Annotated in this window: 14 protein-coding genes; 5 read left to right on the top strand and 9 right to left on the bottom strand. The window is 64.8% G+C overall.

All coding sequences use genetic code 11. From position 1 onward, the window contains the following. Positions 1-7 precede the first annotated feature (7 nt). From G6N36_RS11175 to G6N36_RS11145, 7 genes are all read right to left on the bottom strand, one after another. Positions 8-892, bottom strand: coding sequence for a universal stress protein (locus G6N36_RS11175; RefSeq protein WP_163686572.1), 885 nt, complete (start codon positions 890-892; stop codon positions 8-10). A gap of 228 nt (positions 893-1,120) precedes the next feature. Then, positions 1,121-1,378, bottom strand: a complete 258-nt coding sequence (locus G6N36_RS11170) for an acyl carrier protein (RefSeq protein ID WP_163686571.1) — start codon at positions 1,376-1,378, stop codon at positions 1,121-1,123. Positions 1,379-1,384: 6 nt separating this feature from the next. Beyond that, the gene (locus G6N36_RS11165) at positions 1,385-2,641 is read right to left on the bottom strand and encodes a dihydrolipoamide acetyltransferase family protein (RefSeq protein WP_163686570.1); all 1,257 of its coding nucleotides are present in this window, start codon (positions 2,639-2,641) and stop codon (positions 1,385-1,387) included. Beyond that, positions 2,638-3,618, bottom strand: a complete 981-nt coding sequence (locus G6N36_RS11160; RefSeq protein ID WP_163686569.1) for an alpha-ketoacid dehydrogenase subunit beta — start codon at positions 3,616-3,618, stop codon at positions 2,638-2,640. The genes G6N36_RS11165 and G6N36_RS11160 overlap by 4 nt, the downstream gene beginning before the upstream one ends. After that, a complete protein-coding gene (pdhA, locus tag G6N36_RS11155) occupies positions 3,615-4,592 on the bottom strand; it encodes a pyruvate dehydrogenase (acetyl-transferring) E1 component subunit alpha (protein ID WP_372512237.1) in 978 nt (325 codons plus the stop codon). Before pdhA ends, G6N36_RS11160 begins: the two co-directional genes overlap by 4 nt. After that, positions 4,592-6,373, bottom strand: a complete 1,782-nt coding sequence (gene acsA / locus G6N36_RS11150; protein WP_163686567.1) for an acetate--CoA ligase — start codon at positions 6,371-6,373, stop codon at positions 4,592-4,594. The genes pdhA and acsA overlap by 1 nt, the downstream gene beginning before the upstream one ends. Beyond that, the gene (locus tag G6N36_RS11145; RefSeq protein ID WP_163686566.1) at positions 6,370-6,636 is read right to left on the bottom strand and encodes a hypothetical protein; all 267 of its coding nucleotides are present in this window, start codon (positions 6,634-6,636) and stop codon (positions 6,370-6,372) included. Before G6N36_RS11145 ends, acsA begins: the two co-directional genes overlap by 4 nt. Before the next feature lie 203 nt (positions 6,637-6,839). On the opposite strand from G6N36_RS11145, the gene G6N36_RS11140 reads away from it, so the two are divergent. Beyond that, on the top strand, positions 6,840-7,244 hold the full coding sequence (locus G6N36_RS11140; protein ID WP_163686565.1) for a nitroreductase/quinone reductase family protein: 405 nt from the start codon (positions 6,840-6,842) through the stop codon (positions 7,242-7,244). Positions 7,245-7,248: 4 nt separating this feature from the next. Further along, entirely contained in the window at positions 7,249-7,851 is a 603-nt protein-coding gene (locus G6N36_RS11135) for a hypothetical protein (RefSeq protein WP_163686564.1), read from the top strand. A gap of 12 nt (positions 7,852-7,863) precedes the next feature. Here the strand turns inward: G6N36_RS11135 and G6N36_RS11130 are convergent, their stop codons facing one another. Then, positions 7,864-8,661 (bottom strand): universal stress protein, encoded by a 798-nt coding sequence (locus G6N36_RS11130; RefSeq protein ID WP_163686563.1) that lies wholly within the window; start codon positions 8,659-8,661, stop codon positions 7,864-7,866. Positions 8,662-8,810: 149 nt separating this feature from the next. Here G6N36_RS11130 and G6N36_RS11125 point away from each other — a divergent pair, with 149 nt between their 5' ends. Both G6N36_RS11125 and G6N36_RS11120 read left to right on the top strand, forming a co-directional pair. Continuing rightward, a complete protein-coding gene (locus G6N36_RS11125) occupies positions 8,811-9,794 on the top strand; it encodes a magnesium transporter (protein WP_163686562.1) in 984 nt (327 codons plus the stop codon). 130 nt (positions 9,795-9,924) lie between these two features. Then, entirely contained in the window at positions 9,925-10,878 is a 954-nt protein-coding gene (locus G6N36_RS11120) for a 1-phosphofructokinase family hexose kinase (RefSeq protein WP_163686561.1), read from the top strand. A 124-nt stretch (positions 10,879-11,002) separates the two neighbouring features. Here the strand turns inward: G6N36_RS11120 and G6N36_RS11115 are convergent, their stop codons facing one another. Further along, positions 11,003-11,884, bottom strand: a complete 882-nt coding sequence (locus tag G6N36_RS11115) for a universal stress protein (RefSeq protein ID WP_163686560.1) — start codon at positions 11,882-11,884, stop codon at positions 11,003-11,005. Positions 11,885-12,071: 187 nt separating this feature from the next. Here G6N36_RS11115 and G6N36_RS11110 point away from each other — a divergent pair, with 187 nt between their 5' ends. Further along, positions 12,072-12,302 (top strand): Rv2628 protein family, encoded by a 231-nt coding sequence (locus G6N36_RS11110; RefSeq protein ID WP_235690017.1) that lies wholly within the window; start codon positions 12,072-12,074, stop codon positions 12,300-12,302. Positions 12,303-12,541: the final 239 nt, after the last annotated feature.

Raw genomic sequence — 12,541 nt, 5'->3', positions numbered from 1 at the left:
TCGGGCGTCACCGGGGCCGGATCACGATCACCGGAGCGTGGGAGGCCTGGGCCACCTTTACGCCGACGGAGCCCAGCATCATGCCGCTGAAGCCACCGCGCCCGTGGCTACCGACCACGACGAGCTGAGCCTTCTGCGATTCGTCTACCAGCCAGCGCGCAGGTTGATCGCAAACGATTCGGCGCTGGATACGGACGTCTGGATACTGCTCCTGCCAGCCGGCCAGGCGTTCGGCCAGTATCTCGTGTCCTTCATCTTCGTACCGGTGCCAGTCCATTCCGAGGACGGGGAGCACGCCCACATCACTCCATGCGTGCAGCGCCACAAGATCCACGCCTCGCCGTGATGCCTCGTCGAATGCCAGTGCCGTTGCATCCTCCGAACTGGGTGATCCGTCGATGCCGAGCAAGACAGGCAACTCACCGTCGGGTGTCTTGGCGTCGTCGGCATGGATGATCGCGACCGGACCATGCCCGTGGTGAACCAGACCGCTGCTGACTGAACCCAAAAAGGCGCGGCCGAGAGCGCCCATACCCCGGCTGCCGGCGACGGTCATGTATGCGTTGCGCGACCCGATGACCAATGCCGACGGGGCGTCCGTATGTCTCGTCTCGGTTCGGACAGGTGGTGGCTGTGAATCGCGCGCGCTCGCCTGAACTATCTTCTGCGCCTTCTCAATAACCTCGCGGGCGCTCGCCTCTTGAGATGCGACGAAACTCGTCTCCAGATAACCCACCGGCCAGCTGACGCGCACGGGCGGGATGGCATGCATCAGAGTGAGAGGTTGGTCGTGCAGGACGGCCTCCTCGGTGGCCCAGCGTATCGCAGCCTCGGACTCCGGTGATCCGTCAACCCCGACCAAGATCCCGTATTTCGCTTTGCCCTGTGACATTTGAAGTCCCGTCTACTTCTTGGAGGAGCGGCTGGTGATATACGTGGTCACGATCGCCATCACGGCGATGATGACGGCGATCAGGACCACTGCGGTCGGCCAGTCCATGGCGTCCCTCCTCGATAATTCCGACGTGTCAGTGCTTGACGCTACGTCCGGCGTGTTCGCGTCAGCAGAGTCGTTGGTCCCCTTGCCGGGTGCCGGAGGGCCTGCGCGATCCGCCCGTGTTCAGCTCTGCTGAAGCGTGCGGGCTTCGACGTAGAGCACCACGTCTGACAGGGTGCGAAGTGACGCGTAGTCACTCTCCGCGACGTCTACGTTCAGTCGTTTGTGCACGCCGACAAGGAAGTTCAGCCAATCCATCGAGTCGAGATCGACCTGGTCGCGTAGCAGCGCATCGTCCGTGATGTCGTCGGCCTCGACCTCGGGGGCGATCGTCGTCAACACCGACAGGATCTCCCCGCGAACATCATTGTCGATAGTCATGGGTGCTCACCTCTCCAATAGCTCCGGCTGTTGCAGTAATTCGTTGATCGCGGCGAGGAACAGCGCCCCGCGGTGCCCATCGCTGGCTCGGTGGTCAGCCGCCAAGGATACGTGCACGGTCGTGGCGATGCGGATGCCGCCATCGATCGCGACCACCCGTTGCGCCGGCTTGCCGAATCCCACCAGCGCGACCTGCGGCGGGTAGATCACCCCGAATACCGCCGCGACGCCCTGGTCGCCCAGGTTGGTCACGGTGATGGTGGGATCGGACATCTCCGAACTGCGCAACGAGAACGTCCTGGCGCGGGACACCAGATCTGTGAGGTCGGCCATCAGCTCGTCGACCTTACGGTCGGCGACGTCGTGGATCGCCGGAGCTACCAGACCGCCGCCGCGCAGCGAAATCGCCACACCGACATGGACATTCGGCGCGGATTCGAAAGCCTCATCTCGCCAGAATCCGCTGAATTCGCCGAACCGTTGCGCCGCCAGCGCGACTGCCTTGAGCTGCAGCACGGCAGGCAGTACCCGCTCGGTGATGGGGCGCTGCGCGTTGCGGTCGGCCAGCCAGTCCAACGCCGGGTCCATCACGATTTCGTCGGCGAGGTAGTAGTGCGGAATCTCCCGTTTGGATCGGCTCATCGCCGCCGCGATGGACCTGCGCATCTCGGTGCCGCGTTTGGCTGCAAGCTCTTTCGGTGACAGTGCTGCGGTCGGTGTCGCGACGGGTCTCGGCACTTCGGCCCTGCTTGACTCGATGTGGGCTGCGGCGTGTTCGACGTCGTTGATGGTGACGGCCCCTTGCGGGCCGGTGCCGGTCACGTGATCGACGTCGACGCCCAGCGATGCCGCGAGGCGACGGGCCGCGGGCGAGACCCAGCGGCGCCGATGCTCGAACGGCGGTGCCGGCGAGGGCACGGAAGGCACCGGGGCGACCGGCTCGAGGACGGGTTGGACGGGCGCTGTCGGCGTGATTGGTTCGGGAACCGTTGTCACGGCAGGGGGTGGCGCCTGTTCCGCGGAATCGCCAGGGGCCACCAACCGCGCCAACGGTGTTCCAACCTGCACGGTTTGGCCGATCGGCACCAGCAGCTCTGCGACGGTGCCCTCCTGCCAGCACTCCACCTCGACCGCGGCTTTGGTGGTCTCGACCACTGCGACCACCTGGCCGCGGGTGATGGCGTCCCCCGGTTTGACGAGCCACTCGTTGAGAGTCCCCTCGTCCATGTCCGCGCCGAGGGCCGGCATCGTGAACTCGATCATGAGGACTGGCCGAACAGAGATTTCACTGCTGCAACGATCTTGTCCTTCTGCGGCAACGCTGCTTCTTCGAGATGCTTGGGGTAGGGAATGGGCACTTCCTCGGTACAGACGCGAGTGATCGGCGCGTCGAGGTCGTAGAAGGCGTTCTCCACGATGCGTGCGCTGATCTCACCGGCCAGACTTCCGGTGCGCCAGGCTTCGTCGACCACGACGACTTTGTGAGTCCCGCGTACCGAGGTGAGGATGGTGTCGTCGTCGAGCGGGCGCAGAACCCGCAAATCGATGACTTCACAGTCGATTCCGGCGAGGGACAGTTCGTCGGCGGCGTCGAGCGCCTTCGGCAGGCAGCCGCCGTACGCGATCACCGTGACGTCCTTACCGGCCCGCCGAACCACGGCCCGGTCGATGTCGGTCGGCGTGAGGGCGTCGATGTCTATCGAGGTGTTGTACAACTGCACGTGCTCGAAGATGATCACGGGGTCCGGTTCGGCCAGCGCGGTGGGCAGCATCCCGTAGGCGTCGGCTACCGTCGCCGGGGCTACCACCTTGATTCCGGGGATGTGTGCGTACCAGCCTTCCAGGCTGTGGGAGTGCTGCGCGGCCAGCTGGCGTCCCGCTCCCGTCGCCATCCGGACCACCAGCGGCACCGAGAACTGGCCGCCGGACATATGCCGCAGCGCCGCAGCGGTATTCACGATTTGATCCAGGGCCAGCAGACTGAAGTTGACCGTCATCACCTCGACGATCGGGCGCAATCCGCCCAGTGCGGCACCGATTCCGATACCCACGAAGCCGAGCTCCGACAGCGGGGTGTCTCGCACCCGCTCCGGCCCGAACTCCTCCAACAGGCCCTTGGACACCGCGTAGGTGCCTCCGTAGGCGCCGACGTCCTCGCCCATCAGCACCACCCGCGGGTCGGCGACCATCGCGTCGCGTATGGAATCGTGCACCGCGGTGCGGTATGCCGTTTTGCTCATCGGAGCGCCTCCGCCGTCGCAGGTGTCATCACGTCACGGCTGAGATCCTCCACGGGCTCCCAGGTGCCGGCCTCGGCGTAGGCCACCGCCTCGTCCAGTTCCTCTTCGGCGGCGCGGCGGATCGCGGCGATGTCGTCGTCGGTGAGCGCGCCGTCGGCCAGGCACCGCTCGGTGAAGGTGCGGATCGGGTCACGCTCCTTCCAGTGTTCGACTTCGCTTTTGCCCCGGTACAACTCGGGATCGAACATCGAATGCGGACGGAACCGATAGGTGCGGAACTCCAGGAAGAACGGACCGCCACCATTGCGGACGTGGTACACGCCCTCTTGGGCGGCGGTATGGCATGCCAGCACATCCATGCCGTCGACCGCCAGCGCCGGTATCCGGTACGACGACGCCTTCGCGGTCATGTCCGTCTGCGACTGCTCCACCGCGAGGGCCGTCCCCATCGCATAGAAGTTGTTCTCGCAGCAGAACAGCACCGGCAACTGCCAGAGTTCGGCTAGGTTCAGCGATTCGTGAAAGGCGCCTTCGGCGACCGCACCTTCGCCGAAGTAGCAGGCGGTAACCCGTGGCTTGCCCAGCTGCTTGTCGGCCAGCGCGAGACCTACCGCCAGCGGGAGGCCGCTGCCGACGATGGCGTTGCCGCCGTAGAAGCGGGTGCGCGCGTCGAACAGGTGCATCGAGCCGCCGCGCCCACGGGAGCAACCCTCCTGCTTGCCGAACATCTCGGCCATGATTCTGGTCATCGGGACACCCCGAAGCAGGGCGTGCGCGTGATCGCGGTAGGTGGCCACCACAGCGTCCTCGGCTTCCAGCATCCGCAGCGACCCGGCGGCCACCGCCTCCTCACCGACGTAAAGGTGCAGGAATCCGCGGATCTTGGCCGCGCTGTAGAGCTCAGCGCACTTCTCTTCCATCAGGCGCACCCGCACCATGTCCGACAGCAGCGTCGTCGCGGTGTCGTGGTCGATCACGGTGACACCCCCTGACGTTGTACGGCCGGTGCTTCGACGGTCGATGTGTCACCTTCGGGCAACCCGAGTTCGCGGGCTTTGAGCAGGCGTCGCATGATCTTGCCGCTACGGGTATGCGGCAATGCGTCGACGAACTCAATCTCCTTGGGCGCCACCGCTGCTCCCAGCCGTTTGCGCGCGTGGCCTAACACTTCGAGCCGTAAAGTCTCGTCTGCGGCGAACCCGTCCTTGAGGGTGACGAACGCCTTCACCAGCTCGCCGACTGTCGGGTCGGGCTTCCCGATCACAGCGGCCTCGGCCACCGCGGGGTGATCGGTCAGCGCGTTCTCCACCTCGAACGGCCCGATCAGGTGTCCGGCTGACTTGATCACGTCGTCGGCGCGGCCGACGAACCAGAAGTAGCCGTCGGCGTCGCGCTTGACCAGATCCCCGCTCAGGTAAAGGTCACCGACAAAGCACTTGCGGTAGCGCTCTTCCTGATTGAGGTAGGCGCGGAACATCGAAGGCCATCCCGGCTTGAGTGCCAACTCGCCCTCAATGTCGGGCTCCTCGATCACCGAGACAGTGCCGTCGTCGCCGTGACTGACCACGTATGCGTCGACGCCCGGCAACGGCCGCCCCATCGAGCCTGGCTTTATGTCGAAGGCCGGGGTGTTGGCGATCATGATGCCGCCCGTCTCGGTCTGCCACCAGTTGTCGTGAATCGGTAAGCCCAGTACGCGTTTTCCCCACCAGACCGCCTCGGCGTTGAGCGGCTCGCCCACGCTGGCGATGAACCGCAGGTGCGGAAAGCGGTACCGTTGCGCCACTTCCGGCCCGGCCTTGATCAGCATCCTGATCGCGGTGGGAGCGGTGTACCACACCGTGACGCCTTCGTCCTGCAGGATCCGGTACCAGCGTTCGGCGTCGAACTCGGCTTCGTCGATGATCGAGGTGATTCCGTGCAGGAGCGGGGCGATGATGCCGTAGGACGTGCCGGTGACCCAGCCGGGATCGGCGGTACACCAGTAGATGTCGTTGGGATGTATATCCAACGCGTAGAGGCCGGTGAGGTAATGCATGGTGACCGCGCCGTGCACGTGCCGTGCCCCTTTGGGCGTGCCGGTGGTGCCGCTCGTGAAGTGCAGCAGCGACGGGTCATCAGGCGTGGTGGCCTCGATCGGAGCGTCTTCGGAGGCCTCGGCCATCAGCTGCGCGAGGTTCAGCGTGCCGGGCTCGTCGCCGTCGACGAGTAACACGTGCCGTACCGACGCCATCTCGTCGCGCACCTTGGCGATCTTGCGCTTGTACAGCGCCTTCGTCGTCACCAGTACGGTCGCCTCGCCGATGGCGACGCGGGTGGCGATGGGTTCGGGACCGAACGCCGAGAACAGCGGCGACACCACACTGCCGTTGCGCAGCGCACCCAGCATCGCGACATACAGCTCGGGGATACGTCCCATGATCAGAAAGACCCGGTCGCCCTTGCCCACGCCAAGCCCGCGCAGCACATTGGTGAAGCGGCGGGTGCGGCGGCCCAGTTCCGCGTAGCTCAGGTCATTGGCGACCAACTCGCCATCCGAGCCGGTGTCGGTGATGAACCGCAGCGCGGTGCGATCCGCTTCGGGACCTTCGGCGTGCCGGTCCACCGCCGCATACGCGATGTTGCAACCGCGGGAGGGCATACCGGCGCACGGGTCCGAGACCATCGACCAATCGAACGTCGCGCGGGTCTGCTCGTAGTCGGCGAAGTTCGGGGCGACTTTCCAGTCTTCGGCAGTCTTGCGAATGATCGTCACGGCAGGTCCGATGAACCCGGTGTCGGAAGGACTCCATCGCGGACGGCCGGACCGATGTTGGCCATCACGCGTTCCAACAGGAGGTTGTAGGAGTAGCCGTCGGTGAGGAACGCGGAGGCCTCGTAGTGCCGAAGATAGGCTTCGATCCGTCGGTCGATCGGCCAGTCGGAGTAGATCTGACTCGCGAATTCGGATCGCAGGAACCGACAAGCAACGGCGTCGAGATCCTCGGCAGTGCGTTCAGCGGGCTCGGTCGGCGTCATGTGCATCCTCCGGTCATGTTTCGCGTCCCCATCTTTTTCGAGCCGCCCTCCCGGCACTAGAGACGAAAGTCACCAACGCCGCGTCTGTTTCGCCACCGACGACGGATGGTTCCGCACCGCGCGTGCGGCGTATGCCATAAGTCCTCGCGTTGTTGGTCCGGTCGGCCCTTTTGGCCAGGTGAGGTGGAGACGAATATCGGGACATGCTCACCGAAACGCCGCCCATCAGGGGCGTAATGCGCCGCTTCAACAAGCACGTGCTGAATCCAGCGATGATGCACCTGGCAGGCCGCAAGCATTTCTACGCGGCAGTCCTGCGGCATACCGGGCGTCGGTCGGGGCGGCACTACGCGACACCGGTGGTGGCCGATCGGGTGGCGAATGGATTCATCGTGCCTCTGCCATACGGAACAGATGTCGACTGGTTGCGCAATGTGCGGGCCTCCGGGGAGGCCGCCGTCTCACTAGGCGGCCACACCTATGACGTCGTCGAACCCGAAATCATCGATGCGGCAACGGCAGGTCCTCAACTGTCGCCGAGTCGTCGACGAGTCTTCCAGGCCTTCGGCATCAAGAGGTTCGTCAAACTGAAAATGGACAGGAGCTGACATCGTGGTGGAATGTCCTCAGGGTCACTCCAACCCGGCCGGGTGGCAGTTGTGCGGAGAATGCGGTAGCCCGATCGAGGCGACGCCGGATCTTTCCCGTGACGTCTGGTATCGGGCCAAGTGGGCGATCGCAGGAGCGAGTGTTCTAGCAGTCATTGCGCTCTCGGCTGCGATCATCGCCTTCATGGCCACGGGTGGCGATGGTCAAGCCGGTCCTCCAGCTGGCGCATCAGCCGACAAGGCGACCATTCTGGAATGGTGGTCGCAGGCACGTGCACCCTTCGGCGATCTACAGCGGTCCCTGACTGATGCGCGGCGTGCGCTGGCTACTGTCGACCGCACGGCGATGGATGAGGCATGTCGGCAGATGCATGACACTGCGGCGGTCGACCTTCGGGCGCATCTGCCGGCGCCAACCCCGCAACTGACGAGTGAACTGGAAGCCGCGGTCGAGGATGCGCATGCGGCCGCACACATGTGCCTGTCGGTGTTGGCAAGGTCTACGAACAGCTATGACGGTGAGTTTCCCGTCGACGTCGAGCAGGCAGACGAGCACCTGTTGGCGGCGCAGGAGCTGGTACGCCAGGCGCTGGCCGGAGCTCCGTAGTCGCTGCGCTCGTCAGTGCCGCACGATCAGCATCGAAGCCGCCCTGCGGTGAAACAGAGGGTGCCCCCAGGGGCCGAGAATCTGCATGACCTCATCGGCGCCGGCGCGCGAACCGCCGATCACGGCGAGTTGGACTAATTCGTCATGCTTCTTGAGGAACCGGGCCACATCGGCCCCATCGGATACGGGGTAGACGTGGATGTCGGGATAGCGTCCCTTCCATTGCTCGACAATGTCGTCCAGGCCGTCCCGATCACCGAGCATCAGAACCGGCGTTCGACGCAGCCGCGCTTCCTCCATCGCACTCTCGATCACCGACTCGTTGTCGCTCTCACCGGTCGCCGCGACGACTATCCAGCGAATGTCGACCTCGTCGCGCGGTATCTCGTCCTGAGGACGGATGATCGCTACCGGGCAATGCGCCTTCTCGGCGAGCTCGGTCGCGATGGATCCCAGTATCGCCCGCGCGGACCGGCCTATGCCGACCGAGCCGACGCAGATCATGTCGGCAGCCTGTGATTCCTCGATCAGGTTGAAAGCCGGTAAACCCGAGAGGATTGCGGTCTCGATCTTGACGGGCCGACCCGTGGCTTCGACAGCATCCTGTGCCGCACGAATCGAGGCCTCGGCATGGTGCTTGTCCGCGTAGTAATCCTCGGCAGAGGGGTGCTTGGCCTTCATCACGCACACGAGGCGCAATGGCACACTTCGGCTGATCGCTTCGTCAACCGCCCACAGCGCGGCGTTGATCGCCGTGCCCGAGCCGTCGATCGCGGCGACAACCGGCTTGGGGGAGTCGCTTTCAGTCATCGTGCACTCCTATTTGCAGTTGATGTTGTCGACGCTATGGAGTTCGGTCGCCCGACCGGTGGGGCACTAGGTCCCTCAGTGTTGGACATTGGTCCTCAACACGCTCTCGGGCAGGCCGTCGCCAGAACAGGTCTGTAGCGTCAGTGGCCATGGTCACTGATGTCACAACCGATTTCGGCGGTCTGCCGGAGACGGCGTTGTCACACGCCTATACGGAGATACCGAAGGCGTCGCCGGACGATCTGGTCGGCACGACCCTGGAACGAATGCGGGGCAGGCGCTTCGACAGTGCTGCCGCCGTGGCAGTTCTTGACGGGGATCGTCTCGTGGGTGTCGCGACCATTGAGCAGATGTTTGCGGCGGACAGCGATGCGATGTTGCGCGATGTGATGGACCGGACGCCACCCGTGGTGACGCCGGACACCGACCAGGAGCGCGCCGCCTGGCGGGTGGTGCAGGATAACGAGCCAGGTCTCGCGGTTGTCGACGAGCACGGTCGGTTCTATGGGCTGATTGCCCCGCAGCAGCTGCTCGCTGTCCTGTTACATGAACACGACGAAGACATGGCGCGATTGGGCGGGTTTCTGCACACGGTCGAGTCGACCAGAAGGACAACACTCGAGACCGTCACCAGGCGGCTGTGGCACCGCCTGCCATGGCTGGTGGTCGGGTTGATCGGCGCAATGTTGTCGGCGGGGATGATGGCGGCCTTCGAAGACCAACTCAACGCCGTGCTGGCGGTTGCCTACTTCGTGCCTGGGATCGTCTATCTGGCTGATGCCGTTGGCACGCAAACGGAAACGGTCGCGATCCGCGGTCTGTCGGTCGGTGTTGGGATTCGCCGCATCCTGGCTCCGGAAAGCCTGACGGGGCTGACCGTCGGCATACTGCTCGGCTTGCTCATGCTGCCGGTGGTGGCACTCATGACGAACGACTGGAGGCTCGCGGCGGCGGTCGCGATCGCGGTGCTGGCGGCGAGCACGATCGCCACGATGGTGGCGTTGATACTGCCTTGGTTGCTCCAGGCGCTGGACAAAGATCCCGCGTTCGGTTCCGGTCCGCTGGCCACCGTGATCCAGGATCTGTTGTCGATCGCGATCTATCTCGGTGCGGTCACCGTGTTGCTCGGTTGACCACATCTGGAATCAGCATTGGCATCGCGTCAAGGGCCAACGCCTCCCCGCCGCGGGACTTCGGTCCCTATCGTCGTGATCCGCGATGTAGTCGGATCAAAGTCGGCTCATGAAGCGAGGAGGCTGTGCCATGGATTCAATCGTCACCCTGACGATGAACCCGGCGCTCGACATCACCGTGGCCGCCGACGCCGTGCGTCCCACCAGCAAGATCCGCTGCTCACGCGCTCGTTACGACGCCGGCGGCGGGGGGATCAACGTGGCAAAGATCGCACACGTCCTCGGCGCGCCGGTATCGGCCGTTTTCCCTGCTGGAGGTGCCAGCGGCGACCTCGTCAGCCAGCTTGTCGCTGAGGCGGGTGTGCCGTTTAGACGGATCGACATCACCGAGCCCACGCGGGAGAGCCTCACCGTCGATGAGACCTCCACTGGTCTGCAGTACCGGTTCGTGCTTCCGGGCCCGCGGCTGACTACGTCCGAACAGGCCGGGTGTGTGAATCGGCTGCGTGTTGAGGCGGCCTCGGCACAATTCGTCGTCGCCAGCGGGAGTTTGCCGCCGGGTGTGCCCACGGACTTCTACCAGCGAATCGCGGACGTCTGCGGTGAGGTCGGGGTCAGATTCGTCTTGGACACCTCGGGCGCCGGTCTACAGCACGTCACTCGTGGTGTGTTTGTGCTCAAGGCAAGCGAGCGCGAACTCCGCGAATGCGTGGGACGTGAGCTGACGACCGAAGCCGAACAGCTCGACGCTGCGCACGAACTCGTCGATTCCGGCCGCGCCGAGGCCGTCGTGGTGTCGCTAGGAGCTCAGGGCGCACTGCTCGCTACCCGGACCGAAAGCTGCCGATTCACCGCCATTCCGATGCGTGCGGTCAGCGGAGTTGGCGCGGGGGACGCGATGGTCGCCGGCATCACCGTGGGTCTGACTCGCGGATGGCCGTTGAGCACGGCGGTTCGTTTCGGCATGGCCGCCGGCGCGGCGATGCTGATGACCCCCGGGACCGCCCCGTGCACGCGCGCCGACACCGAGCGACTTTTCGAAATTGCGGAAGAGCCAGTAGAAGTCGCTGTCGTTTGCGGATGAATCTGTCTTGAGAACAGGGCACGGACGTCCGAAGAGATTGGCTGAATCGCTTGCTGCACTGAGCTTTCCGATCCGCTCCCGCGGGCAGTACATGTATCTTCGGGTCAGCGGAAAGCGCGCGAGGCTACGGTTGCCGCGCGACGATCACCGGCATGCGCGCTGACTGAACCACCGCGGCGCTGACCGAGCCGAGGAGCATGCCGGCGAAGCCGCCACGGCCGTGGCTTCCGACGACAACCAGCTGGGCCTGTTCCGAGTGCTCGACGAGCGTGCGAGCGGGGTGATCGCAGACCACAACCCGTCGGACCGTCACGTCCGGGTAGCTCTCCTGCCATCCGGCCAGTCGCTCAGCGAGCGCTGCATCCTCCGACGACTTCATCTCCAGCCAGTTCATCCCGAGAAAGTCGCCCACCCCGAATTCGGTCCATGCGTGCAGGGCGATGAGGTCAACGCCTCGGCGTGACGCCTCATCGAACGCGATCGCGGTGGCCAGCTCGGACGCGGGGGAGCCGTCGATCCCGACCAGGACCGGTGCTTGCGCCGGATGCGGCATCAACGGATCTTCGTCGTGAATGACCGCCACCGGGCAGTGCGCGTGCTGTACGACGCCTGCGCTGACCGAACCAAGCAGATTGCCGATGGCGCCGTGGCCGCGACTACCCACTACGACCATGCCCGCGCCCTTCGACATGTCGACGAGCGTGGGAACGGCGGACGAGTAATAGATTTCGGTGCGGACCTCCAACGGGCCGGTGTCCCGCTGCGCCGCTGCAACGACAGCCATCGCCTCGTCAACGGCTTCGTGAGCCTTCTGCTGTTGCCATTTTCCGATACCGGTAGGCACGGGCGTGTGGGACAAGGAACCGAGGACACTGCTGACGACGTGGACCAGGGTGAGCGTTGCGCCGCGCTGTGCGGCGTCGCGTGCCGCCCAATCGACCGCAACCTTGGCCGCGGGTGACCCGTCGACGCCTACCACGATTTCCGGCGGAGCAATCGAAGACATACGGCACGTTAAGGCAGCCGGGCCGTTCCAGGCGTGAGTCTTTAGTCCCTACCCGTTCGGCCAAAGGGCCTCGCCCGGCGCGCCGAAAACCAGGCCGAAAGCACTGCGGGCACCGTGCCTTGGCCCCTACGTCGCCGATGTTCGCGAGTGGTGTGATCAGATGGTCCGCTCAACGGGGAGGCCACCCATGAAGTCACAGCGGGTGAGAACCTATCAGCTCACTGACCGCCTGCATGCAGGACGGATCGTCCGCGTATCGGCTGATGGCATCGTCGCCGCGGTATCGGCATGGCTAGCGGAATTGGACACCCGTAGCCCCCTGGTCGACGACCTTGCCCGCACGGTGCGCACCGGCAATTGGACGGCCGCGCACGCCATCGCTGAATACCTGTCTATCGAAGTGACCGTCGCCGCGTAGCCCTGGCTGAATTCCTAACCGAAACCGACACTTTCACCCTGGTCGAGTAGTCGCTGTCCTACACCCAAAACCATCGCCGGAGTCCTCGACCCGATACCGGTCTTTCTCGCAGCCTCGTCGCCGGCTTCGACGACGTGCTCGCAGTCGCGAATTAGCCCGCGTTCTAACAAAAAACTGCCCGAAGGCGGAGGCCCGGTCCTGAGTCCCCCACTCAGCCACGGCTTCCGGCCTTCGGGCAG

The organism is Mycolicibacterium gadium, assembly GCF_010728925.1.
Lineage (GTDB): Bacteria > Actinomycetota > Actinomycetes > Mycobacteriales > Mycobacteriaceae > Mycobacterium > Mycobacterium gadium.
Note: the sequence above shows the minus strand (reverse complement) of the source record. Positions and strands in the feature narration are given on the sequence as shown.